We start from the raw sequence: 22,739 nt of genomic DNA, 5'->3' as shown, positions 1-22,739 counted from the left end.
TCGAGCGAAAGTTCGAAGATTTTCTACAACTGGACGGTAGGTAGAGGCCGCTTCACCCCAGGTCAATCGGCGGTCAGATAACTATATGATTCTAAACAGGTTACGTCTGATAAGACTGATTCTGTATAGTGATCGTCTTAACGCCGGATAGAAGTGCCCTACTCGGGGGTGGGGTGCGGACGAAACGGACATTTACGTACGCCAGCGATCTACGCCACAGGCTACTTGGACTTGCTGAGGTGGACTAGGCAGATGCCGTTCCAGGTGGATTTACCGGCGGCTCTAGGCGGTGTGGCACTTAGACCGATAATGCCGGTATTTTTTGGTGCGATCTGAAAACGATGCTGCAGGTAGGTGCGAACGAGCGCAGCGCGCTCGCGTGAGCCAATGAGCTGATCCGCTGGGGTACCGGCGTCAGCATAACCTTCCACGATGAGCGGTGAGTCGTGCAGCCCGTCAATGCGGGCGGCGTCGTTGTCCAACTGCAGGCGACCGGCGGCGGAAAGGGTCTCGGTCCCGTCCGGGTTTTCTGTGAACAGGGCCGGGGCGTCAATCCACTGCCGGTCTTCCGAGAGCTTGCGGAATATCTTCCGGTTGCGGTAGGGCTGAACCGGAATCTGGTCCAGATTGTCATAGCCGCGACTCTTAAAGAAACCCCTGAAGAAGAACTCATGCTTGAGGGCCTCTGTATCGTCGGCAAGATTGCCACTGGCATCGTTGACGTTAGTGAGGGACTGACGCAAGTTGACGCCGCCGTCTCTCCCGTACTGGTCTGGACCGAGCGCAGTCTGCAGCGTCGTATTGACGTGACGCGAAGCCTGATCGAGTTGCTGTGAAGCGCTCTTTGCACTATTGATGGTGTCATCGATCTTCGCGACGAGTTGGCGTTGCTGGACGTCTTGCACGATACCGTTGACCTGCTCCGCAGTAGCTTGGAGGCTCTGGGTCACCTGTTGGGTGTTGGTGACGATATGGCGGACGTTTGCCGCGGTAGCGGGGTCTTCGAGCAGGACGCCAGCGGTACCTTTGCCGTGGCGGATGTCGGTTACGATGCCGTTCGTGTTGTTGACCGTGGTGGTGACCGCGCCGAGAGCGCCATCGAGGTGGCCCTGGACGTCGGCAATGGTGCCATTGACCTGCGTGATGGTGCCGCCCATTTGCGCGATAAGGCCGTCGGCCTTATCGAGCATCTTGCCGATCTCAAACGGCTCTTTGCTTGGCAGAGTGAAGCTCGCAGGAGCCTCGGGGGACTGATCTGTGCCGCTGCGCACGAGGAGGAACTTGTCACCGACGAGGCCCTCCGTCTCTATGGATACGAGGGAATCCTCGCGAATGAGGCCATGAAGACGCTCATCCAGCTTGAGCTTGATACGGAACTTCTGCGACGGCCGGGAGGGAATGGAGATATTTTCGACTTCTCCTGCGTCCATGCCGTTGACGCGCACCTTGGCACCCTTGCCGATGCCATCGACATTGGCGAGATCGCTGTAGAAAACGACGTGGTGGCGAAAGGCTCGATGCTGACTCCCTATTAAGAAGAGACCCGTGCCGAAGAGGACGATGGCGACCGCGACGAGAATGCCGACCCATAGATTGCGTTGATTCACCGCCCGGCCTCCGAGATGAATTGATTCAGACGATGGTCATGCCGCTCGTCAAGCTCTTTCGGCGTGCCGAAGGCAAGCAGTTTGGTTTCATCAAGCACGACGAACTTGTCTCCGATGCGTCGCGCGCCGTAGATATCGTGGGTGACGATCGCCATGGTGGTGTGGCGCTCAGTTTTGATTTTAAGCAGGAGGTCGTTGATCTCACAGGCGGTGATGCGATCAAGGCCGCTACTGGGTTCGTCGATGAGCAGGATCTGTGGCTGAAGAACGAGAGCGCGTGCGAGACCGGCGCGTTTCTGCATACCCCCTGAAAGAGCGGAGGGCATCTTTTCGCCCTCTTCTTCAAGTCCGACTTGTTGGAGCGCTTCCTCGACGGCGTCCTTGATCTCGCCTTCGGATTTCTCCTTATTCAAGCGCCGCAACGGAAGCGCCAGATTGTCGCGGACGGAAAAAGAATCAAAAAGGGCTCCGCTCTGAAACAGAAAACCCATTCTGCGGCGCATATGAGAAAGGCCCACGGCATCGAGTGTGGCCACGTCTTCTCCCATGACCGTCACCGTGCCACTATCGGCCTTCATCAGACCAATCATGAGGCGAAGGGCGACGCTTTTCCCGGTACCGCTACGGCCAAGGATGCAGATGGTCTCACCCGTGACGATGGAGAAGGAAATATCGTCAAGCACCTTGCGGCTGTCGAAGCCCTTATGGACCTGAGAGAAGGCAATCGCGGGCATATTCGGATCGGGCTGAACCTGGTCTTTGTGCTCTTTTTTCATATCGCCTGGTCCGGGAATATGAAGAAGATGAGCTTGACCAGGATGACATCGGCAAGGATGACGGCCAGTGAGGAAACGACGACACTGCTGGTGGAGGCCCGGCGAACACCATCGGAACCTTCATCGGTGGTGTATCCGAAAAAGCAGGAGATGGTGCCGATGAGGAAGCCAAAAACGGCAGTTTTGAGTGTGGGTGGGATCAAGTTAGCGATGGCGATGCCATCGAAGGCACGGCTGAAGTAAAGTCGAAAGCTAAGGTGTGAGACCACCCGCTCTGATGCGAAGCCGCCGAGGATGCCGGCGGCGTCCATGAAAACAGTAAGGATCGGCAGCATGAGGGTGCAGGCGACAATGCGAGTGACAACGAGAAACTTGAAGGAGTCGATAGAAAGGGTTTCGATTGCGTCGATCTGCTCGGTGGCCCGCATATTGGCGAGTTGTGCGCCGATGCCTGCCCCGACTCGACCGGCGATGAGGAGCGCGGCGACGAGCGGGCCAATCTCATTGAGGAAAGACATGGCCTGAAACGTCGGAATCTCGGACTCTGCCCCGAACTGGATAAGGGTGCCGCGGGTATGAAGCGTCATAACTACGCCGAGCGCGAAGCCGGAGGTGAGGATAAGCAAAAGTGAACCGACACCGATTTCGTAGAGCTGCTGCAGGAAATAGAACAACTCAAACGGGGGCCGGAAGACATCGCGGATGGCGGCAAGCCCGAACAGCGTAATTTTGCCAAAAAGCTCAAAAAAGCGGGCGATCATGCACAAAACCATGCGCGGTCGGAACGAGTCCCTAGCGGAACTTCCAACAGCACGATACTCAGGTTGGCACAGAACACGGCGTCTCTCGATCGAAGGAAGCATCTTCCCCATGGATGCATGAGCACGGCTTCGCTTTCAAGTCATCGTCTTCCATGTTCGGCTAATGCCGCGCGATTTGATGAGCAATCCGGTACACCTGCGGAGCTTGATCTTAGAGTTGACGACAGCAGGAATGACTGCGGAATTTCGCTCAGGATCTGACTACTGCCGAGCAGGCAGAGATCGAAAAAGGCGCAGCAGCCAACAAATGCGCCGAATGCACTTGTGGTCATGATTACAAATCCTTCAGTATGGAAGACGTTGCCTTCCTAGCTGTATAGCCTCTCGCTCATTCATAGGAAGCTCGTCTTACAGAGTAAGGCGGCCCAGTTCCTGGCTACGCTTCGCGGCGTCTGACTGGTCACGACGACTGTCAAGAAGAGAGGCCTTCTGGGAGTTTTCTCCTGATGGCTGGTCGTGCAGAATTACGTTGAGCAGGGATTTATGGACTCGAATCCTGTCCTTATATTGGATGTAGCCAAGCTTCCGGAACCGATTCATGAAGAAGCTGACACGAGATCGCGTAGTGCCGATCATATCCGCAAGGGTTTCCTGAGAAATCTTCGGAATCAACGTCTCCTGAGCGCCCGGCTGGCCAAATTCAGCCATCAGCAGCAAGATGCGTGCAAGGCGCTTTTCGCTTGAATTGAAGAGCTGGTCAACCAGATCGGCCTGCGTCTTTATGGCTTTCGCCAGTAAGAAGGATACGAAGAAGTCAGAAAATGCATGCTCCTCATGAAGTGCGCGAATGATCTCTTTTCTCTCCGTCTTCATTGCGGTACAGGCAGTAACGGCCGTGGCGGTCGCTAAGCGCGGCCCGGCTACCCCAGCGACGCATTCCTCACCAATGAAGTCACCCTCCGAGAGAAGGCTGATCGTCGCTTCCTTGCCAGCTGCAGAAACGATCGTTAGTTTCGCTCGCCCCTTCTGCAGGTAGTAGACGGACTCGCAGGTGCTCCCTTGAACAAAGAAGACATCTTTGGCTTTCAGGTGCACTATCCTGCGACCCAGCCCAGCGTTTGCGAGGTAGGTGGCTGCATTGAAAAGCACAGGAGCTGCCGGGTCCTTCATAATCGGTGCCTCCTTCCCATAGGCAGCACTTGTCTAAGAGCGGCTTGTATGCAGCGATGATAGCTTCCTTGTGTTCTCTATGCGACAGAATCTTGACGTTTTTGCCGTTCCCTGACCTTATCAGTCAGGGAACGCTAGCCGGTCGCACTCATTCTGTACAGTCCACCTGGTACATCATGCCGATCTCTCGCCTGAGCGGGTTCCTGACCCAGACTTTTCGTCGGGTCGCTTTCCTGGAGAGTTGCGCCTGCTCTTCCGTACTTTGCGTAGTCCGCCGACATGCTCTTGCTCCATCGATTTTCCACCAGCATCTGAAGCACATCCAGGAATGCTGTCGCCTCGTGCCGATGACTGATTGCCTCGTCGTAGAGATGATCTTCCAAAGCTGGGGCCGCACGCCCGAGTATCAGGATCTTTGCAAGAGGCCATTGGCGACGGACGCATTCAGCAGTCGCCCTTAGCCCGAAAGGTCCAAGCGTGTCATTGATCACCGCAAAGGCCACTGGCTTTTCATCTCGCAGAAGAAAGATCCCCCGTACATCGCACACAGCCGTAACGCAATAAGCTCCAGCACTGAGGACCGCTTCCCGATCGGACCGCGGAGACATCGCGGGCTCAACCAGGAGAACGTTTACTGTCTGAGATTCCTGAGGAGGGTTGCTGGGGCAGACGTAGAGTTGGCTGCTCATCGTCGTTGGCGAGTCGGAAGTGTTTCGATCAAGCATGGGAGGCCTCCCACAAAAGTGGTATAGCGATATTCCTGCATAAAGCAGGCAAAAGCTGTGCAGTTTTGCACGGTCCTTCGTTTGGAATCCAGATCAAGAGCGACTGGGTGAGCCGAATTGCTCAGCGAATCAACCGACACTAGCTGAACCTGAAGGAATGTACGGCCAGCGCGAAGCCGTGCCGATGCAACGAAGAGAGGGACATCCATGAATCAAGCAAATTCGGTTGTATGCATCTGTGAAACGCATGAGCAAGTGCAACGCGCTATGTACAACTTGCGAGCTGCCGGCGTCGATACGGGAACCCTTTCGATTGCCTCCAAGGACACCTCTGCAGATCGGCTCGATGTCGATGTCGATTACTACGATGTTGGCGATGAGACCTTCGCCATTCCTGGCTTAGGTTTCCTGCTGGTAAGCGGCCCTCTGGGTTCGTGGATTGTCACCGCCTTTGACAACGGAGCAGGCGGAGGAGGCGTCAGCGTAGTGGGTGCAGCACTCGCAACGCTCGGTATCGCACATGAAGACATTCTCCACTATGAGGCTGCGCTCAAGAACAACAGCTATGTTCTCGTCGTACATGGCTCACCGGATGCTGTTGCCGCGGCCTTGAAGGTGATTGGTGGGACCACACACTGTTCCCATACGATTCACGGCGAAAAGGTCTTCGACACGGTACATGGAACCAGCCTTCTTGGCGAGGCCGTCTATACCTCCCAGGCTTGACAAGCACCCACGCAGCCAATATTAGCTACGCAAGAGGCAGGGCTCTCTGGAGGAGATAAGTGACACAGTCACCAAGGGCACACGTCAAGATCGCCAGAATTCTGGTCGTGGATGACGACGAGATGGTTCGCTTCAGCCTTTGCAAGATTCTTGAGGGCCACGGCTTCGACGTGGTCTGCGCGAAGGATGTCAACGAGGCTCTGCTTCACATCAGCTCGGCGAAGTTCGATGTTCTGCTGAGTGATCTTCACATGCCCGGAGCCGGCGACGGCCTTACCGTTGTCAGTGCAATGCGACATGCTAATCCGGAAGCAGTGACGCTGCTGCTGAGTGCATTTCCAGAGATGTCTGCTGCCGCGAACGCTATCCTGATGCAAACCGATGAGATCCTCGTAAAGCCGATGAAAGTGGGCGATCTTGTCGAGGCGATCCAACAAAGGCTTGCGAAGGGTCCTCTCCATAAGCGCAGGGTTGAATCGCTTGGGGCGGTCCTGGAGAGAACAGCAGCGGATTGCATCGATGATTGGTTTGCAGCCGTTGAAACGGAGGCCGTTCTCACGGCGATCCCTCTTGACCGTAAGTTGCGTTGTGCTCACCTGCCACACTTATTTCGCGACCTGACACGTAGATTGCATGCGGACAAGCCGCTCGGAACGAAGGAACTGGTATCGACATCGGCTGTCCAGCACGGTATCGACCGTCGCCGTCAGGGCTACACCGCATCCATGATGGTTGAGGAGAGCCGCATCCTGCAGGTCAACATCTTTCACACTCTGCAGGAGAACGTAGGGGTACTGGACTTTAGCGTTTTGATGAAGGGCATCATGACCATCGCAGACGAAGTTGACTCACAGCTTAGCCAGACAATGAAAAGCTTTACGGCCGAGATGGAAAGTCTACCCATTCCAGTCTGGATGCAAGCTGCTTCAGACTCAGGCGAAGATGCGAAAGGTGTTGTAGCCCCATGAGTATGCCATTAGAGAAAAAAGAGGCGTAGATGGTGTCTATGTGGCGTTGCGATGTGTGCTGTTCAGCTCAGTCCTGTCTAGCCAGCGGCGACCTGTTTTACCGATCCTGATAAAGGCCCATCTTATCGTTTATAGTTCCAGACGATTGAACGAGGGGGCTCCAAGAGTTCGGATTGTTCGGCGGCAGGACCAAGAACTCGAAAATCGAGAGCCGTTTGTTCATGAGCTTCCGGATGCTGCTCACGCCAGAGGACGCGCAGCAATTTCGGCCAGTCTTCGAGCAGAACCAAGGTGCGCGTCACCATGGCATGGTGCGCCAGGCATAACGTAATCATCAAATCCAACTCAGACTTGCCGGCAATGCGGTGATGAACAGCAAGGCTTCGCTTCCGGCCTCCAGGTTTGCCGCACACGCGGCAGCGGTGGCCGTCTCGCTTCAGCACGGCCTCACGCAGCCCACCGAAATACTCCTCATCCTGGCGCTTGAGCGTATAGCAGGTGGCACAGAGGCCCACTGCAAGAATCTTCGGATTCCCGCAGCGGCAATGCATGGCACGTTGAGTTCCCTTCTTCATCCATGCTCACGCTCTGCTAGCAGACCGAGGTTGATATCAACCGCGATCCAACCCTCTTTCCAAGGCTCCGTCCGATCTTCATCGAAAGGAATACCGTTGGCTCTCGCCTCTTCCCCTGAGTCGAAGAGATTGCCCCAAGTGTCTTCAAAATGGTCTTCCATGCCCTCAGCTAAGGCCTGTTTGTGGCGAGCCGACTCAATAGTCTCCGTGTCAGCATCTTCCCATCCACACCGCCAGCAAAGATGCGCGCCTTCGGAGTCCGGGATTTCCGAGAAGCGGGCGCGGTAGCCCGCCGCGTACTCTTCCTTATCCCAACGCTTTAGTGCGGCCAGACCAGGATGAATCATGCTCGACCTCCGGTCGTATTCTTGGCATAACGATAGACCGTCGTCCGGTCCACCCCGAACTCTCTCGCCAGAGACGATTTGCTTTCACCTTCACTGAGACGTAGCCGCAACTCCGCCGCCCGGTCCATCGTCAGCGAATGCTTCCGGCCCCGGTATGCGCCGGCCTTCTTCGCCAGCTCGATTCCCTCCCGCTGCCTCTCGCGAATCAGCTCACGCTCAAACTGTGCGAAGGCCCCCATCACGCTCAGCAGCAGGTTAGCCATCGGGGAATCTTCTCCGGTGAAGATGAGGCTTTCTTTGACGAACCGGACATGGACGCCGCGCGCAGTCAGGCCAAGAACCATCCTCCGCAGATCGTCCAGATTGCGGCCGAGCCGGTCCATCGAGTGGCACACAATGGTGTCGCCTTCACGGACGAAGCCGAGCATGAGTTCGAGCTGCGGACGGTTCACGTCCTTTCCCGAAGCCTTATCCAGAAACACCCGATCAATCTGTACGCCTTCGAGCTGGCGATTTTCGTTCTGGTCGAAGGTGCTAACCCGCACGTAGCCGACGAGCTGCCCCTTCGGAGGGTGCCGGGGCTTTTGTGTTGCGTTAGGTTCTCTAGCCTTCACCATGACCTGTAGCATAGTAGCTAAACAGACTCTTGTGCAACGCGATTCGGCCCTCTCGCGCTACGTGGTGTTGGGCTATACCCTTGACTGACGTTCCCTGCCATGTGCCAAGCCACAGTCTGCAGCAGGGGTCCTGCGGGGTGCATAGCTCCGGCAGTATTGCGTCGCTTGTTGCTATGTAAATCCACTCCTGCATGGGTGCGGCACACTTGGCGATAAGTCGATGGTGATCAGGTCACCTTTGACAAATTCTTGGCAAACGAGCCAAGTGTCACACGTCTTCGTCCGAGGCCAAATTCTAGGAGGCGTTCCTCATCGTGTCCGACAAGATGACGCCAGGCGGGTGTGAGCTAGAGTGACCATCTTTCGCTGGTCCTTTCGTGTGATCCTTTCAGCAGTCCTTCTAAGGGTCTGCGGAGTAAACGGCCCAAAAGAAAAGTGTTCCTGAGAGACCAGCGTCCCGACGGGACGTACGTTCTGGCCTAGCACCAACAGACGGTCCTCTCCCCGCAGACTGGTAGACCGTTATGTAATTGGCTCACGACCGACTCACCGGCCCCCGTTGCCATGGGCGGCCACGAAAGGCATACCATGAAAATCATAGGAAATACGATCTTCATCACCGGTGGCGGGTCCGGTATCGGACGTGGTCTAGCCGAAGCCTTGCACAAGCTGGGGAACAAGGTGATCATTTCGGGGCGCCGTAAGGGTCACCTCGATGCGACCACAGCGGCCAACCCGGGTATGCAGTCTGTCGAGCTGGACATAGAAGATCCTGCCAACATCGCGTCTGTGACTTCGAAGTTGATCCAGGACTACCCTAAACTCAACGTGTTGATTAACAACGCCGGAATCATGGAGGTTGATGATGCATCCGGTCATGTAAGCGAGGAGTTGCTCACATCTACCGTGACGACCAACATCATGGGGCCGATTCGTGTGACGTCGGCGCTCATCGAGCACCTCAAGCAACAAGAAGATGCGACGGTTGTTTACAACACCTCGATTCTCGCCTTTGTGCCTCTGGCTTTAACGGCGGTCTATTCCGCGACCAAGGCTGCACTCCACTCCTACGTCTTGTCACAGCGCTACATGCTGAAGAAGAGCTCCGTGCGTGTCATCGAGATCGCGCCGCCCTGGGTTCAGACGGATCTGCTCAACAGCAATGAAGAACCTCGCGCGATGCCTCTTGCGGACTTTATCCGTGAAACGATAGAAGCTCTTTCCGTAGATACAGACGAAGCACTTGTGAAAAGCGTTCTATCGCTCCGCAGCAATCCCGGGCCGAACGAGGGCATTGTTGTAAACCGATTCAACGACATGATGCTCCAGCCGCAGGCTTGAGCAATAACACCAAAGACAAGCAGTGACACTGCACTAAACGAACTTGGACGTGAGGCAAAGTATGGACCTGCTTTTTTCGGAAAAGAATAAAGCCATTGCTCTCGTAGCTTTTGACACGCTCTTCAACAGACGGGACTATGAGGCAGCTGAAAGGTTCTGGTCACCCAATTACATCCAACACAGCGCTCATATTCCTGCCGGCCGGGACGGCCTCTTCAACCTGATCAAGAGTCTACCGCCAACGCTCCGCTACGAGAATCAGCTCGTCGTCGCAGATGGCGACACCGTGATCACGCACGGGCGGTTCTCCGGCATAGGCCTGCCAGCAAGCTGGATAACGGCGGACATTATGACGATCAAAGATGGAGTACTGGTGGAACACTGGGATGTGATCCAGGATGAGGCGACAAAGCTGCAGTCTCAGAGCGGCAATCCCATGTTCGGCTCCAGCTTTCCTTCCTAGCAAGCCCATGTCGCACCGTCACGACGGAGGACCATGTGGACAACCCATTGCTGAAGCCATACCTGCTGGGTGATCTCGCGCTGCCTAACAGAATCGTCATGGCCCCGCTCACTCGAACGAGGGCCGCCAATCCTGGCCACGTCCCAACCGCACTCATGGGCGAATACTACGCTCAACGTGCTTCTGCCGGCCTCATCATCAGTGAAGGGGCATGGGTCAGTGAAGCCGGCCAAGGCTGGCACGGCGCACCCGGTATATATGACGAGGTTCAAGGTGCAGCCTGGGCAAGAGTCACGGCGGCCGTCCGAGAGCGAGGAGGACGCATCTTTGCACAGCTCTGGCATCAAGGGGCTATCTCGCATTCCTCCTTCTTCACTGATGCAAGACTTCCTCTGTCAGCTTCTGCAATCAATCCTGAGCAGCAGGTTCATCTAGCGGGCGGCCTGGTCAGAACGGAGACTCCGCAGGCGATGACGGTCGCCGATATCGTTCAAACCATCGCAGATTACAGACATGCTTCAAGGATTGCGAAGGATGCAGGTTTCGACGGCGTTCAGATTCAAGCCGGCTTCTTGTACTTGATCAACCAGTTCCTCAATGTGTCGACGAATCAACGAACGGACCGGTACGGCGGCAGCATACCGAACCGGGCACGACTGCTGTTCGACATTCTGGATGCGGTTCTGGAGGTGTGGCCGAGTGAACGCGTGGGCGTTAAGACTGGGCCCATGACGAATGAACTCGGCTTGTTTGTAGCCAATTCATCGACCCTCGCGACAGCAGAGTATGTGTACGCCAAACTGAATGAGTACCAGCTGTCTCATGTATTTGTCATGCGGCAGATGGCTGATCTTTCTGCTACACCTCTCGCCGCGCTAGCCGGGGATGCCGTGATTGTTCACTTCAGAGCCATCTACTCGGGCACGATGATTCTCAATGTGGGTATAAATCCCGTCCATGCGAGAGAACTCGCGGCGCACGATGATCGCATCCTTGTGGCGTTCGGTCGGGAATACATCGCAAATCCTGACCTGGTAGAACGCATCAGGGTAGGTGCCGTCCTCAATGACCAAAGACCGGCTGGTTACTACGGGTCCTCTCCAGAAGGCTACACCGACTATCCGTTCCTGCCAGAAGAGCCGCCCACCATCCTTCCCAAGTCTGGTGAAGCCGTTCTCCCTTAGAAAGGGGTCACATGTCTGATGTTGTCGTCCTGATCACAGGGGCACTTACCGTAATCGGACGCGCGACCGCCTTGATCTATGCAAGGACTGGCGTAGGGATTGTTATTTCCGGTCGGCATGATGAGGAAGGAAGCGCTTTAGCCAACGAGCTTCGCGAACTCGGCTCCGACGCTCTGTTCATCAAGACGGACGTAAGGAACGATAATGAAGTTCGCGCTCTCGTAGATGGAGCCGTGGCACATTTCGGCCGCTTGGACATTGCGGTCAACAACGCCGGAACTGAAGGAAAGCCTGGGCCGATCGTTGATCAGACCGTGGAAAGCTATGCCACTGTGTTCGAGACGAATGTTCTGGGAACTTTGTTGAGCATGAAGCACGAGCTACGAGTCATGCTTCAGCAGAAGACAGGAAGCATTGTGAATGTTTCCTCAACCTTTGGCCGAGTTGGTGGCCCCGGCGCATCGCTCTACATCGCCAGCAAGCACGCAGTCGAAGGCCTGACCAAAGCAGCCGCTTTGGAAGCAGCAGAGAGCGGTGTCAGGGTCAACGTCGTAGCACCCGGGCCTATCGAAACGGGTATGTTGAGTCGGTTGAATACATCGGCTGAGAGCCTTGCAGACGGAATAGCCCGTGTGCCGATGAAACGCTTCGGTCTTGCAGATGAAGTTGCGAGGGCTATCGTGTTTTTGGCATCAGGAGATGCGTCCTTCATCACTGGCGCTTCTCTTGCCGTTGATGGCGGCAAATTAGCTCGCTGACCAGAGCGCTCAAAGCAGGACCAACGCACTGGCTGGTCATACCTGTCACAAGAACCGGAGAAACCATGAGCAATCAAACGAATCAGAAGCTCTTCACGCCTGTGCAGATTGGGGCCATTACATTGAAGCATCGCGTCGTTATGGCTCCATTGACTCGTTCCCGTTCGGAAGAGCCCGGCGAGATCCCAGGGGCGCTTATGAAGGAGTACTACCAACAGAGGGCGACAGACGGTGGGCTCATCATCTCCGAAGGAACGAACATCTCGATTACAAGCCGCGGGTGGTACGGAGCACCCGGAATCTATACCGACAAACACGTTGCCGGCTGGAGACAGATTACCGAGGCGGTGCACGCCAAAGGCGGCTTCATGTTCTCCCAACTATGGCACGCGGGCCGCTCCTCGAATCTTTCTATGACGGACGGTGCTATGCCCGTGGCTCCTTCGGTCGACGCTTCGTACTGGCTTGATTCTGAGCCTAGCGTCTCAACGGCCTCCGGTTGGTTTAAACCCTCCCCGCACCGGGCGTTGGAACTATCAGAGATCACCGGAGTGGTAGAGGATTACCGGAAGGCCGCAGCCTGCGCGATGGCTGCGGGCTTTGATGGAGTCGAGTTGCATGCCGCAAACGGTTATCTCCCGGATGAATTCCTACAGGATGGCAGCAACACTCGCGTGGACGGTTATGGAGGATCGGTCCCAAATAGATGCCGCTTCCTGCTCCAGGTGGTTGAAGCCATGACATCGGTATGGGGCGGCGATCGCGTTGCTGTCCGGATCGGACCCAGCGGGACGTGGAACCACATGTCGGACAGCAACCCTCGGGCACTGTTTGATTATCTTGCTGGTGCGCTCAACCGGTTCGGCCTGGCTTACCTCCATATCGTTGAACCGCGGGTCAAAGGGAACGTTGTACTCCAGGAGGGTCAGGCTCCTGTAGCGGCTCAAGAACTCCGGAAGATCTTCACTGGAAAGATTATTGCTGCGGGTGGCTTCGAAGCCGACACGGCCGAAAGGATTGTCGAAGAGGGCGATGCCGATCTGGTGGCGTTCGGACGTCACTTTCTATCGAATCCAGACTTGCCCATGAGGATACAGCAAGGCCTTCCGCTAAACGACTACGACCGCAGTACCTTTTACACTTTCACTTCCAAGGGATACACCGATTACCCCTACTACCAGGGCCAGCAAGCAAGTTGAACTCTTCAGATCGTTAGGTATCGGGATCACATAGGAGGCCTCATGACACAAGTCCGACGGACTGAAATAGCGCACCGGTCGATCTTGGTAACCGGAGCACAAGGGGTCTCCGGGGCTGCCGTGCTGGAGCACTACGCGGCCAATTCTGCAAACACTGTGTACGGACTGTCTCGCCGTTCGGCGGAGAGTCACGATAACATCCGCCACATCTCGGTTGACCTCCTCGACCGCCCCGACATCATGGCGAAGCTTTCGGTGATCCCGAACCCTACTCATCTTTTCTTCGGCGCTTACGTAGACAAAAAAGACGCCGCCGAGAAAAGCAAGATCAACGTTGAGCTCTTGAAGGGCATTCTCGAATATCTCGACGAGCAAGTTCCCTCCCTTGAGCACATCACCATCTTTCAGGGTGGCAAGGCCTATGGGTCCGACCTCGGTCCATACAAGACACCGGCACGAGAGGATGACCCGCGTCTGATGTCGCCCAACTACTACTACGAACAGGAGGACCTTCTGCGCTCCCGGCAGAAGGGTAAGGCTTGGAACTTCACCATCATTCGGCCAGGAGGTGCGATCTGCGGCTTGTCTGTCGGAAGCGCGATGAATCTTTTGTCCGTCATTGGCGTTTACGCTACGATATGCAAAGAAATGGGCCTGCCTTTGCGTTTTCCAGGAGCAGAGAAGGTCTATCACGCTATGTATCAGGTCACGTCCGCAGATATCCTTGCACGAGCTACGTTGTGGGCAGGCGATACAGAGGCGGCCAAGAATCAGACGTTCAACGTAACCAACGGCGACACGATGCGTTGGCAGCACATGTGGCCGCGCATCGCGAAGATGTTTGACCTCGAAGTTGCTGATCCCGTTCCTTTCTCTTTAGCCACCTACATGGCAGACAAGGGTCCGATGTGGGAGAGCATTGTGCGGAAGCACAATCTGCAACCGATCCCTTACGATCAAGTTGTCAGCTGGGGATACGGGGACTTCGCGTTTCAGCAGGACTTCGACAACGTTTCAAACACCGTTAAGGTCAGGCAGGCCGGCTTCCAGGATTGCATCGACTCGGAAAAGATGTTCACAAGCTACTTCGGTCAAATGAGCGCAAAAGGATTACTACCTAAGCTGAGTCGTGGCGCGCAGGGGAACGTTCAGCGCCGCCGGCAGAGAGCTGCGCCTGCCGACATCGACCGTCGCACGGGCGACAACCAGACTGGAGAAGCACTTGGAGGTGCTTCTCCTGAGGCGAAGTCCCAAGGGCGTTCTGCTAACGGACGCTGGTACAGAGTTTCTGGTGAGTTGCAATCAGGCGCTTCGGACGATCAAGATTGGGAGCGAAACGTTGCAAGAACGGCGCGTCAATCCCAGCGGTCTCCTCAGGGTCTGTAGTCCGATCGTCTTGGCCAACGGGCTGCTGGTCCAGATGCTCCCGGACTTCTTGCGAAGATACCCAGACATCCGCGTTGCTATTGAAACGTACACGGACGACTTTGAGCGGGAGCCCAGAGAGGACGTGGACGTATTCTTCAAGATTGTGCCGCCGCGAGACTCCACCAGGCGCATGCGAAAGTTTCCTAGTACTCTGCGAGGTCTGTACGCTGCAACAGAATATGTTCAGCGTGCGGGTAAACCGGATCTCCCCAATGAATTGCTCGGACATGCTTGCATCGGTGCAGGGACCTGGAAATTAAGCAACGGCTCGGCTGAAGTGGTTGAAGTTGCTCCAACTTTTCGTGTCTCTACTTATGATCCAGTGGTCATGTGCGATCTGGTCTTAACAGGTCTGGGCATTGCTGTTCTGCCGCTTTACATGGCGAGGCAACCAGGAATTAGTCAGCGGCTCGTTCCAATATTGCCTATGTGGCATCCGAGGCCTGCCACCATCTCCGCTCTATACTTCGGTCCGGCTGCGTTGGCGCCGAAGATCAAAGTGTTCCTGGACTTTGTGGCAGAGATCCTCGGTACAGAGCGGGATCCTCGCGTCAAAGAGGCGCCCTTTGAGGGATTGTTTGGAAGACCCGAATAAGTGTGATGGTTTAGCTGATCACAGTGTCAGCTTCCGTGCGCCGCTGTAAGGAGTAAACGCCAGCATGCATTCGATTGAAAGCTGCCTGCGACCAATTGCAATGTATCCCGAATCGGAATCCCGAAGCTAATCTTGATACTTGGCACTATCAAGCGGAAGCCGATGAGACGACCTTCTACAGCGTTTCTGTAGTGATCGCCAGTTCGCGAACGCGCTAATTCGATGAAAAGTGCGGCATCCATTCGATGAGGCAGACATGGGCGACGATGTGTCTTGAGAGTGCAGATGAATGGTTCGCTCGTCCGTTCGCAGCAGCATCTTTCCAAACCGCTGACACATAAGGTCCGACCGACCGGAACCCCAGCATTGCCTCTGGCATGGAAGCCGCCACTGCAACTTACTTCCAGTTGACATTTGGCTCTGATAAGCGGTTCGTTCTCACTTTCTAAGAAGTGAGTGTCCAGCCACTTCGTCAGGGCCTCGAAAGGTACTATGGCCGTCACCCTTGCTGCAAAATGACTTTGCTGTACTGCAATACTGGATTCGCAGCTTTCCGCAATTCAATCATCATCACACGGACAGGCATTTCAAATTGTATTGTGCCTGTCTTTGGATCCCTCAGAAGGTCTCTTCGGACTGAGCCGTACGAAACACGTGGAGCAGGAACCGCGACATATTGAGCTTCGACCCGAAACAAGGAGAACAGAATGACAAAGCAGCGAATCGATGTTCATACCCATCTCATTCCACCCTTCTGGGCGGAAGAGCTGAAATCCCACGGCGGCGATCCCTCAGGTTGGGGCGCGCCTGACTGGAGTCCGGAGCAGCTTCTCAAGTTCATGGATGACGAAGAGATTGCCGTCTCGGTTCTATCGCTGACCGCGCCCGGCATCGAGGGTTGGGAAGGTGCTGCACGAATCGACATCGCGCGCCGGGTTAACGACTATGGTGCACAATTGATGGACCAACGTCCAGACCGGTTCGGGTACTTCACCACACTGGCCCTTCCGGATGTGGACGCGGCTTTGTCGGAGATTGAGAGATCGCTGGATGTCCTACACGTGGATGGCGTCACGCTGCACAGCAACTATGACGGAGTCTATCTGTCGGATCCGCGTTTCGATCCGGTCTGGCAAGAGCTTGATCGGCGCTCAGCGACCGTCTTCGTCCATCCAACCCGACCGCCTCAGCTGCCGGTACTGCCGGGCGCGCCAAGCCCTTTCGCGGACTATCCAGCCGATACCACGCGTTGCGCCCTGGACCTGGTCCTCAAAGGACACCGTAAGCGCTTCGCATCCACCAAAGTCATCCTGTCTCACGGGGGCGGGTATCTTCCCTTTGCCGCAACCCGTTTCGCAGAACTCGGGGCATCTCTCGCAAAGGACCGGTCTCCCGAAGACATCATGACGGATATAAAGAGCTTCTACTTCGACACGGCTCTGGTCGCGCCGAGCGGCGTTCCCAGCCTGATCGGAACTGTTCCTGTCGGACAGATCGTCTTCGGCACAGACTATCCATATGCATCTGAGGAAGTCAGTAAGACGTTCGACGCTAACCTCGACCATTCAACTCTTCTGACTCCCGATCAGGTCGGTCAAATCAACACTCGGGCAGCAAAGCTGATTCCCCGGCTAGAAAATCTCATGTGAATGAAGTAATGCTCTATTCAGTGGTCAAAGTGACTAAATGGCGGAAATCGAAGGCAAGCCATAAGTTACCGTCTGGCTTCCGGATCGTGATGAAAAGAGTTCTTCGAACGTGCTGAAGACAGGACGGAGATTGTTCCTGCAGCCACTCGCTCGTACTCCCGATAGCGCTCCCGCTGCGGCATCGGACGCTCACTCACTCTGTCAGGATCGCGCTCGCGATAACGCCGAAAAGATGATCGACTCGAGGCGTGAGCGTTGGCTGGTCACCGATCCAGGCAAGCGCGCCGATAAGCGCGAACAGGTCGACGCCCTCGATATCGTTGCGCGCCGCACCGTCCGCTTGAGCACGGGCAAGAAGTCGCGTGCCCGCCGCGCGCATGGCTACGCACGAAGCATGAAGCGCGGAGTTCGGATCCTCGATGGCGGCCATCATCGGAGCTGTGACACCGCGATATTCCTGTGCGACCGCGACGGTTTCACGAAGCCACTCGATGAGGGCTTCGCCGGTCGAGTTCGAACTTTCGAGTTTGCCTGCCCTAGCTGTCAATTCGTCGAAGCGCGCGCGGAGTAGTGCGTCAAGCAGTGCCTCCCGCGTGGGAAAGTGACGATAGAGCGTGCCGAGACCGACCCCCGTTTTGCGCGCTATGTCACGCAGCGAGGCCCCAGCGCCCTCCTTGAGTACGGCGGCACGCGCGACCGAGAGGAGGTGGTCATAGTTCTTTTTTGCGTCAGCTCTCATAGTGATTCGTTTGACATACGGAGCAGTGCTCCGTATGTTAGAAGGAGAACGAGACGGAGCGATGCTCCGGATAAGAATACCTCACTCTAGGGTGGGAGGAGAGATCGATGCCCGCAAATACTATGAAAGCTATTCAACTACACAAGTTTGGTGGTCCTGAGGTGCTGCGGTACGAAGACGTGGCGGTTCCTGAAGTGAAGCCGGGAGAGGTGCTCGTTCGCGTTCACGCGATCGGCATCAATCCCCCTGACTGGTACCTACGTGAGGGTTATAAGGACCTGCCTCCTGATTGGAGGCCACAAGTACCCTTGCCTGTCATCCCGGGGACGGATGTCTCGGGTGTCATAGAGGCGGTCGCCCCGGATGTACAGGAATTAAAGGTCGGAGACGAAGTCTTCGGGATGATTCGCTTCCCCAGCTTTGGGGAGAGCCGCGCATATGCCGAGTACATTGCTGCGCCCGCGCTGGAACTGGCATTAAAGCCGGCTCACATCGATCACGTGCATGCCGCGGGGGCGCCTATGTCCGGACTGACAGCTTGGCAGTTTCTGATCGACGTCGGACATGATCATCCGAATCCCCTTCAAGCGGAACTTCACCGCCCTGTGCCGCTCGGGGGGAAGACGGTACTCATCAATGGTGCTGCGGGCGGCGTGGGTCACTTCGCCGTGCAATTGGCAAAGTGGAAGGGTGCGCACGTCATTGCCGTGGCATCGTCCACGCAGGAGTCCTTCCTGCGCGAACTCGGCGCGGACGAATTCATCGACTACACCAAGAGAGCTGCCGAAGACGTCGCACATGACCTTGATCTTGTCGTCGATACCCTCGGCGGTTCGACTACAGGTCGTTTCCTGCGCACGCCCAAGCGCGGGGGCGCATTATTCCCCGTCTTCCTGGGCTTCTCCGATCATGAAGAGGCCCAGAGGCTGGGGGTCACCGTCTCGAGCACCCAGGTGCGCTCGAACGGCCCGCAACTCGCAGAATTCGCGCACTTACTCGATGCGGGTACGGTTCGCGTAGCCATAGACAGCAAGTTCACGCTGGCGGACGCTCATAAAGCGCACGAGCGAGCCGCTGAAGGGCACATCCGGGGCAAGATTGTGCTCACCGTGGAGTGAGGACGGGTTTCGTGCTTATGGAGTACCTGCGGAAGGGGAGGCCACTGCTCCCCACTCCGCTAGCGGTAACAAGGAGGATTGATGATCACAGTGATGGGTTACATTCACGTGGATCCGGATGTTGCGAATGAGCTTCTTGCCGATGTTAAGGCACTTAACCCGAGCTCTACAGCTGACAATGGCTGTCTTTTCTACGCAATTGCTTTAGACTGCGCGCTTACGGGACGCATGCTGATCGCGGAGCGCTGGCTTGACCAGAGATCCTTGACAACACATCTTAAAGCACAGAAGACATTAGCATTTCTGGAAAAATGGGCGAAAAGGCTAAAGACCGACGTCCTAAAATATGACAGCACAAATGAACGATCACTCGCTGATTAGACAACGCACGACTGGAGCTAAGAACCAGCTTCTTTCAGGCTGACGATATCTCGTCGAGGCGGCATTCCGAACATACGTCCATACTCGCGAATGAATTGAGTCGGGCTCTCATAACCGACCTGAGCGGCTGTAGTTCCCACATTCAACTCATCCGCAATCATCACCCTCCGTGCCTCAAGCAAACGAAGCTGCTTCTGATACTGCAGCGGCGTCATCGACGTGATGGCTTTGAACTGACGGTGAAAAGCAGACGGACTCATCCGCGCGAGGGAGGCGAGGTCCTCAATACGGACCGGCTCCGCAAAGTGATCGCGAAGGAAATGGATCGCGTGAAGCACATTTTTGGCGTGCGTCTTTCCGACCGTCATGCTGATCACCTCTGCTCCGTGGGGTCCGGTCAAAAGCCAATAGCAGATTTCACGCATGATAGAGGGGTACAACACGGGGATCGCTTTTTGCGTCTCCAGCAAGCGAACCAGCCGTACAGCACAGTCGAGCAGTGGACCGTCGAACTCTGTTACGAAGACGCTTCGGGCAACGTCCTCGCGGACGTCCGGCAGCGAGTCCAGGCTCTTCATCACCTCGCGCATGATGGCAAGGTCGAACTCGATGATGACACCAAGATAAGGTTTAGTCGGAGTTGCCTCGACGATTGTGCTGAACGCAGGCAGTTCAACGCTTACCACCAGGGCCTGGCCCGCATGGTAATCGAAGCGCGTCTCTCCAAACATGGTCCACTTGGCGCCCTGTACGACGATGCAAAGCGCCGGCTTGCAGATATGAAAGTTTGTTCGTTTTTCGTGGTTTGAACGAAGAAGCGTGAGCCCGGGGACCGCCGTCACAAAGGGACCCGGTCCTCCCTCTGATTTGGTGTATCGTGCCGCAGCTTCCCGTAGCAAACTCAGCATCTCTCTACCGTTTCTACTTCGCCACCTCACTAGATCATTCTAGCAGAAAAAAGCAGGATTAGGCAGAAAGTAGGAGGGTTTGGGCAGGTGCTTCGCCACGGTGAGATGTATCTAACTACCAGTACGCGCACAGGAGGAAACAATGCCGACAGAACAAAGCTCGTCTATAACAGGAAAAATAGCAATCGTCACAGGAGGCAGCCGCGGGCTAGGCCGGAACACCGTGCTTCACCTTGCGAAACGGGGTGTCCACTCGATTTTCACCTTCAACTCCAATCAGGCAGAAGCCGACAAGGCTGTGGCGGAGGTGAACAAGGCGGGAGCCAAGGCCATCGCATTGAAGTTAAACGTCGGTGAAGTAAGTTCTTTCGAGCCCTTCCTTGAGCAAGTTAGAAGTGCACTCGCAGAGTTCGGCGCGGAACGCTTCGACTTTCTCGTGAATAACGCGGGCATCTCTCATCATGCCTCATTCGAGAAGACAACCGAGGCGGAACTGGATCAGCTCTACAACGTCAACTTCAAAGGCGTCTTTTTTCTGACTCAGAAGCTGCTGCCGCTCATCAACGATGGCGGCCGAATCGTGATGATCTCGACCGGGCTTACGCGGATCATCATCCCGGAGAGCGCTCCGTATGGCTCGCTGAAAGGAGCCCTCGAAGTGCTTACCAAGTACCTCGCGAAGGAGCTTGGTTCCCGCCGGATTACCGTGAACGCTGTCGCTCCGGGAGCCGTTCAGACGGACTTCAGTGGAGGCGTGGTTCGTGACAACCCCGCAGTGAACAAGATGGTCTCGGATGCGACTGCACTCGGTCGGCCGGGTCTTCCAGACGACATCGGTCCCATGATCGCGTCGCTGCTCACAGAGGACAACCGCTGGATCAATGCTCAGCGTATCGAAGTCTCCGGTGGACAGTCGATCTAGCAAGAACGAGGAGGGCGTGCCGCAACGCGCGCCCTCCTCAGAACTCCCGTTTCGAAACACCAATACAAGGGCAGTCAGTATGACCGATCTCAAGAAGCATCTGCTTCTCAGCGGTGGTGGCGCCGCCTAGTTGGATCGTCGTCGAATCTTTCCGCGCGTTGAGAGAATCTAACCGCGAGCGGCACAGGAGATGATGCATGGCAAAGGTAGTTCTGGTAACGGGCGCCAACAAGGGCATCGGATTCGAGGTTTCGCGGGCTCTTGGCAAAGCTGGCTTTACTGTATTGCTGGGCGCACGCGATGCCATCCGCGGAGAGGAGGCCGCGGCAAAACTGCGCGCCGAAGCGCTGGACGTCCGATTTGTCCACGCCGATCTGGAGCGCGCGCACGAAACCGCGACGGCGCTTGCGGAGAAGATTCTGAAGGACTGTGGCCACCTGGATGTGCTGGTCAACAACGCTGGTGTTGCCGACATGACGGGGGCTGATGCGCCTGCTAGCACGGTTTCGATCGACGTTATGAAGCGCATTTTCAACACCAACTTCTTCGGCACGGTAGAGTTCACGCAGCCTCTGCTGCCGCTACTTAAGGCAGCACCCGCAGCACGCATTGTAAATGTCTCCAGCGGTCTCGGCTCTCTCGAGATCAACACCAACCCGGACACGCCGTTCTATGGGGTAAAGCCGCTCGGGTATAACGCATCAAAGGCAGCGCTGAATATGTTCACCGTGAACTTGGCGTGGGAATTGCGGGACACGAAGGTGAAGGTTAACTCGGTTTGCCCTGGCTACGTCGCCACGGACCTGAACAACCATAGTGGTCCGGGGACGGCAGCCGACGGCGCCATCGCGATCGTAAAGTATGCGCAGATTGGCGAAGACGGCCCCACCGCGGGCTTCTTCCACAAGGACGGCTCGTACGGCTGGTAGTCTGCGAACCTTTTCGAAGCGAAGAGCGGAGTCCTATGGGCTCCGCTCTCTACTTGCGACGCACCCGCCAGCGACTGACATCGTGAGTGGTCGCCAATGAGCGCACCGGCGTTTTAGCACCAATCATCCAGGAGCGTCACTTCCGGGAACAGCGTTCATGAAGACTTATTCGTTGGCCAAGCTCTCATTGCCGTTTGTGCCAAGTCCAGTAAAGCCTTCTGACCCACCCCGTCCCTCGCCAACGTTGACATGCCTTGAACGATAGCCATCGTCATGGAGGCGAGAGCTTGCGCGTTTGCCGTTCCGGGCAGGTGCCCCTCTCGGATGTCTCGTTCTGTTCGTTTTTGAAGGGCCTTCCGGTTTGCGTCGCGGATGTTCTTCAGGGCTGCACGCACCCGCTGTGAATTGACCGACCCGCTGGACGCAGCGCTTGCGACCAGACACCCGGCAGGGGCGTCGTGTTGAGTGAACCACCGCGCGGAAACCTCAAGGAGTTGCTGCGCCGCCTGCCGGGCGGAGCCGGCCTCCGCAATCAGCTCGGGAGTCGTCTTCGGTCCTGGGTTCGCATACTTTTCCAGGCATTCGAGGAAAAGTGATTCCTTGTCTCCGAAGGCGGTGTACAGGCTCGGCGCGGTAATGCCCATGGCGTGGGTGAGCTCAGCGACGCTTGTGGTCTCGTAACCCGTATGCCAGAACTGCAACAAGGCCGCATTCAGCGCCTCATCACGATCGAACGAGAGCGGCCGTCCGAGTCGTTTCGCTGCCGGAGGCTCTTGCGTTTCCATAACAACTATTATGGAATCCCTTGACCAAAGTCGGCAACACACGCATACTTTCCATAGTGTTCATTACG

The 22,739-nt window shown here is 56.1% G+C and carries 24 protein-coding genes and 2 pseudogenes; 15 read left to right on the top strand and 11 right to left on the bottom strand.

The genetic code is table 11. From position 1 onward, the window contains the following. Positions 1–221: 221 nt before the first annotated feature. From ACPOL_RS20550 to ACPOL_RS20530, 5 genes are all read right to left on the bottom strand, one after another. The gene (locus ACPOL_RS20550; protein WP_161557470.1) at positions 222–1,607 is read right to left on the bottom strand and encodes an MlaD family protein; all 1,386 of its coding nucleotides are present in this window, start codon (positions 1,605–1,607) and stop codon (positions 222–224) included. After that, a complete protein-coding gene (locus ACPOL_RS20545; protein ID WP_236656922.1) occupies positions 1,604–2,383 on the bottom strand; it encodes an ABC transporter ATP-binding protein in 780 nt (259 codons plus the stop codon). Before ACPOL_RS20545 ends, ACPOL_RS20550 begins: the two co-directional genes overlap by 4 nt. Beyond that, positions 2,380–3,144: an MlaE family ABC transporter permease gene (locus ACPOL_RS20540; protein WP_236656921.1), complete on the bottom strand. Its 765-nt coding sequence runs from the start codon at positions 3,142–3,144 to the stop codon at positions 2,380–2,382. Before ACPOL_RS20540 ends, ACPOL_RS20545 begins: the two co-directional genes overlap by 4 nt. Positions 3,145–3,552: 408 nt before the next feature. After that, positions 3,553–4,314 (bottom strand): Crp/Fnr family transcriptional regulator, encoded by a 762-nt coding sequence (locus tag ACPOL_RS20535; protein ID WP_114208709.1) that lies wholly within the window; start codon positions 4,312–4,314, stop codon positions 3,553–3,555. Positions 4,315–4,448: 134 nt separating this feature from the next. Beyond that, positions 4,449–5,039, bottom strand: coding sequence for a hypothetical protein (locus ACPOL_RS20530; RefSeq protein ID WP_114208708.1), 591 nt, complete (start codon positions 5,037–5,039; stop codon positions 4,449–4,451). Positions 5,040–5,246: 207 nt separating this feature from the next. Between ACPOL_RS20530 and ACPOL_RS20525 the strand changes: the two genes are divergently transcribed. Both ACPOL_RS20525 and ACPOL_RS20520 read left to right on the top strand, forming a co-directional pair. Then, positions 5,247–5,765 (top strand): general stress protein, encoded by a 519-nt coding sequence (locus tag ACPOL_RS20525; RefSeq protein ID WP_114208707.1) that lies wholly within the window; start codon positions 5,247–5,249, stop codon positions 5,763–5,765. Between the two features lie 59 nt (positions 5,766–5,824). Beyond that, complete coding sequence (locus ACPOL_RS20520; protein WP_236656920.1) at positions 5,825–6,733, top strand: response regulator; 909 nt, start codon at positions 5,825–5,827, stop codon at positions 6,731–6,733. Positions 6,734–6,855: 122 nt separating this feature from the next. Here the strand turns inward: ACPOL_RS20520 and ACPOL_RS20515 are convergent, their stop codons facing one another. The 3 genes from ACPOL_RS20515 to ACPOL_RS20505 are packed head-to-tail and all read right to left on the bottom strand — an operon-like array spanning position 6,856 to position 8,272. Beyond that, positions 6,856–7,308 carry an HNH endonuclease gene (locus ACPOL_RS20515; protein ID WP_114208706.1) on the bottom strand — a complete coding sequence of 151 codons (453 nt, stop codon included), beginning with the start codon at positions 7,306–7,308 and terminating at the stop codon, positions 6,856–6,858. Further along, positions 7,305–7,655: a hypothetical protein gene (locus ACPOL_RS20510; RefSeq protein WP_114208705.1), complete on the bottom strand. Its 351-nt coding sequence runs from the start codon at positions 7,653–7,655 to the stop codon at positions 7,305–7,307. The genes ACPOL_RS20515 and ACPOL_RS20510 overlap by 4 nt, the downstream gene beginning before the upstream one ends. Beyond that, the gene (locus ACPOL_RS20505; RefSeq protein WP_236656919.1) at positions 7,652–8,272 is read right to left on the bottom strand and encodes a recombinase family protein; all 621 of its coding nucleotides are present in this window, start codon (positions 8,270–8,272) and stop codon (positions 7,652–7,654) included. The genes ACPOL_RS20510 and ACPOL_RS20505 overlap by 4 nt, the downstream gene beginning before the upstream one ends. A 588-nt stretch (positions 8,273–8,860) precedes the next feature. On the opposite strand from ACPOL_RS20505, the gene ACPOL_RS20500 reads away from it, so the two are divergent. From ACPOL_RS20500 to ACPOL_RS20460, 9 genes and pseudogenes are all read left to right on the top strand, one after another. Then, positions 8,861–9,613, top strand: a complete 753-nt coding sequence (locus ACPOL_RS20500) for an SDR family oxidoreductase (RefSeq protein ID WP_114208703.1) — start codon at positions 8,861–8,863, stop codon at positions 9,611–9,613. 61 nt (positions 9,614–9,674) lie between these two features. Further along, positions 9,675–10,076, top strand: coding sequence for a nuclear transport factor 2 family protein (locus ACPOL_RS20495; protein WP_114208702.1), 402 nt, complete (start codon positions 9,675–9,677; stop codon positions 10,074–10,076). A gap of 35 nt (positions 10,077–10,111) precedes the next feature. After that, positions 10,112–11,260: an alkene reductase gene (locus ACPOL_RS20490; protein WP_114208701.1), complete on the top strand. Its 1,149-nt coding sequence runs from the start codon at positions 10,112–10,114 to the stop codon at positions 11,258–11,260. An 11-nt stretch (positions 11,261–11,271) separates the two neighbouring features. Continuing rightward, positions 11,272–12,018, top strand: coding sequence for an SDR family NAD(P)-dependent oxidoreductase (locus ACPOL_RS20485; protein WP_114208700.1), 747 nt, complete (start codon positions 11,272–11,274; stop codon positions 12,016–12,018). A 65-nt stretch (positions 12,019–12,083) separates the two neighbouring features. Next, entirely contained in the window at positions 12,084–13,217 is a 1,134-nt protein-coding gene (locus tag ACPOL_RS20480; protein WP_114208699.1) for an alkene reductase, read from the top strand. Positions 13,218–13,259: 42 nt separating this feature from the next. Continuing rightward, positions 13,260–14,324 (top strand): annotated as a pseudogene (locus ACPOL_RS20475) (SDR family oxidoreductase); the annotation flags it as partial. Positions 14,325–14,346: 22 nt separating this feature from the next. Next, positions 14,347–14,436: pseudogene (locus ACPOL_RS36435) on the top strand (hypothetical protein); the annotation flags it as partial. Between the two features lie 120 nt (positions 14,437–14,556). Then, positions 14,557–15,240 carry a substrate binding domain-containing protein gene (locus tag ACPOL_RS20470; RefSeq protein WP_236656917.1) on the top strand — a complete coding sequence of 228 codons (684 nt, stop codon included), beginning with the start codon at positions 14,557–14,559 and terminating at the stop codon, positions 15,238–15,240. A gap of 707 nt (positions 15,241–15,947) precedes the next feature. Next, entirely contained in the window at positions 15,948–16,889 is a 942-nt protein-coding gene (locus ACPOL_RS20460; RefSeq protein WP_114208696.1) for an amidohydrolase family protein, read from the top strand. Between the two features lie 193 nt (positions 16,890–17,082). On the opposite strand, the gene ACPOL_RS20455 is transcribed toward ACPOL_RS20460, so the two are convergent. Further along, the gene (locus tag ACPOL_RS20455; RefSeq protein ID WP_114208695.1) at positions 17,083–17,628 is read right to left on the bottom strand and encodes a TetR/AcrR family transcriptional regulator; all 546 of its coding nucleotides are present in this window, start codon (positions 17,626–17,628) and stop codon (positions 17,083–17,085) included. 107 nt (positions 17,629–17,735) lie between these two features. On the opposite strand from ACPOL_RS20455, the gene ACPOL_RS20450 reads away from it, so the two are divergent. Beyond that, positions 17,736–18,746: an NADP-dependent oxidoreductase gene (locus tag ACPOL_RS20450; RefSeq protein ID WP_114208694.1), complete on the top strand. Its 1,011-nt coding sequence runs from the start codon at positions 17,736–17,738 to the stop codon at positions 18,744–18,746. Between the two features lie 81 nt (positions 18,747–18,827). Next, entirely contained in the window at positions 18,828–19,127 is a 300-nt protein-coding gene (locus tag ACPOL_RS20445; RefSeq protein WP_114208693.1) for a putative quinol monooxygenase, read from the top strand. A 17-nt stretch (positions 19,128–19,144) separates the two neighbouring features. Here the strand turns inward: ACPOL_RS20445 and ACPOL_RS20440 are convergent, their stop codons facing one another. Continuing rightward, positions 19,145–20,035: an AraC family transcriptional regulator gene (locus ACPOL_RS20440; protein WP_114208692.1), complete on the bottom strand. Its 891-nt coding sequence runs from the start codon at positions 20,033–20,035 to the stop codon at positions 19,145–19,147. 142 nt (positions 20,036–20,177) lie between these two features. Here ACPOL_RS20440 and ACPOL_RS20435 point away from each other — a divergent pair, with 142 nt between their 5' ends. Then, positions 20,178–20,957, top strand: coding sequence for an SDR family NAD(P)-dependent oxidoreductase (locus ACPOL_RS20435; protein WP_114208691.1), 780 nt, complete (start codon positions 20,178–20,180; stop codon positions 20,955–20,957). A 197-nt stretch (positions 20,958–21,154) separates the two neighbouring features. After that, on the top strand, positions 21,155–21,886 hold the full coding sequence (locus tag ACPOL_RS20430; RefSeq protein WP_114208690.1) for an SDR family oxidoreductase: 732 nt from the start codon (positions 21,155–21,157) through the stop codon (positions 21,884–21,886). 155 nt (positions 21,887–22,041) lie between these two features. Here the strand turns inward: ACPOL_RS20430 and ACPOL_RS20425 are convergent, their stop codons facing one another. Then, complete coding sequence (locus tag ACPOL_RS20425; protein ID WP_114208689.1) at positions 22,042–22,671, bottom strand: TetR/AcrR family transcriptional regulator; 630 nt, start codon at positions 22,669–22,671, stop codon at positions 22,042–22,044. Positions 22,672–22,739 lie beyond the last annotated feature (68 nt).

Source organism: Acidisarcina polymorpha, assembly GCF_003330725.1.
GTDB classification, from domain to species: domain Bacteria; phylum Acidobacteriota; class Terriglobia; order Terriglobales; family Acidobacteriaceae; genus Acidisarcina; species Acidisarcina polymorpha.
This window is presented reverse-complemented; position numbering and strand designations above follow the sequence as displayed.

What these genes read in the sequence shown, in the direction of transcription:
- ACPOL_RS20545 (WP_236656922.1), bottom strand. Translation starts at nt 2,383, where the DNA reads ATGAAAAAAGAGCACAAAGACCAGGTTCAGCCCGATCCGAATATGCCC.
- ACPOL_RS20540 (WP_236656921.1), bottom strand. Translation starts at nt 3,144, where the DNA reads ATGATCGCCCGCTTTTTTGAGCTTTTTGGCAAAATTACGCTGTTCGGG.
- ACPOL_RS20535 (WP_114208709.1), bottom strand. Translation starts at nt 4,314, where the DNA reads ATGAAGGACCCGGCAGCTCCTGTGCTTTTCAATGCAGCCACCTACCTC.
- ACPOL_RS20530 (WP_114208708.1), bottom strand. Translation starts at nt 5,039, where the DNA reads ATGCTTGATCGAAACACTTCCGACTCGCCAACGACGATGAGCAGCCAA.
- ACPOL_RS20525 (WP_114208707.1), top strand. Translation starts at nt 5,247, where the DNA reads ATGAATCAAGCAAATTCGGTTGTATGCATCTGTGAAACGCATGAGCAA.
- ACPOL_RS20515 (WP_114208706.1), bottom strand. Translation starts at nt 7,308, where the DNA reads ATGAAGAAGGGAACTCAACGTGCCATGCATTGCCGCTGCGGGAATCCG.
- ACPOL_RS20510 (WP_114208705.1), bottom strand. Translation starts at nt 7,655, where the DNA reads ATGATTCATCCTGGTCTGGCCGCACTAAAGCGTTGGGATAAGGAAGAG.
- ACPOL_RS20505 (WP_236656919.1), bottom strand. Translation starts at nt 8,272, where the DNA reads ATGGTGAAGGCTAGAGAACCTAACGCAACACAAAAGCCCCGGCACCCT.
- ACPOL_RS20500 (WP_114208703.1), top strand. Translation starts at nt 8,861, where the DNA reads ATGAAAATCATAGGAAATACGATCTTCATCACCGGTGGCGGGTCCGGT.
- ACPOL_RS20495 (WP_114208702.1), top strand. Translation starts at nt 9,675, where the DNA reads ATGGACCTGCTTTTTTCGGAAAAGAATAAAGCCATTGCTCTCGTAGCT.
- ACPOL_RS20485 (WP_114208700.1), top strand. Translation starts at nt 11,272, where the DNA reads ATGTCTGATGTTGTCGTCCTGATCACAGGGGCACTTACCGTAATCGGA.
- ACPOL_RS20480 (WP_114208699.1), top strand. Translation starts at nt 12,084, where the DNA reads ATGAGCAATCAAACGAATCAGAAGCTCTTCACGCCTGTGCAGATTGGG.
- ACPOL_RS20460 (WP_114208696.1), top strand. Translation starts at nt 15,948, where the DNA reads ATGACAAAGCAGCGAATCGATGTTCATACCCATCTCATTCCACCCTTC.
- ACPOL_RS20455 (WP_114208695.1), bottom strand. Translation starts at nt 17,628, where the DNA reads ATGAGAGCTGACGCAAAAAAGAACTATGACCACCTCCTCTCGGTCGCG.
- ACPOL_RS20450 (WP_114208694.1), top strand. Translation starts at nt 17,736, where the DNA reads ATGCCCGCAAATACTATGAAAGCTATTCAACTACACAAGTTTGGTGGT.
- ACPOL_RS20445 (WP_114208693.1), top strand. Translation starts at nt 18,828, where the DNA reads ATGATCACAGTGATGGGTTACATTCACGTGGATCCGGATGTTGCGAAT.
- ACPOL_RS20440 (WP_114208692.1), bottom strand. Translation starts at nt 20,035, where the DNA reads ATGCTGAGTTTGCTACGGGAAGCTGCGGCACGATACACCAAATCAGAG.
- ACPOL_RS20435 (WP_114208691.1), top strand. Translation starts at nt 20,178, where the DNA reads ATGCCGACAGAACAAAGCTCGTCTATAACAGGAAAAATAGCAATCGTC.
- ACPOL_RS20430 (WP_114208690.1), top strand. Translation starts at nt 21,155, where the DNA reads ATGGCAAAGGTAGTTCTGGTAACGGGCGCCAACAAGGGCATCGGATTC.
- ACPOL_RS20425 (WP_114208689.1), bottom strand. Translation starts at nt 22,671, where the DNA reads ATGGAAACGCAAGAGCCTCCGGCAGCGAAACGACTCGGACGGCCGCTC.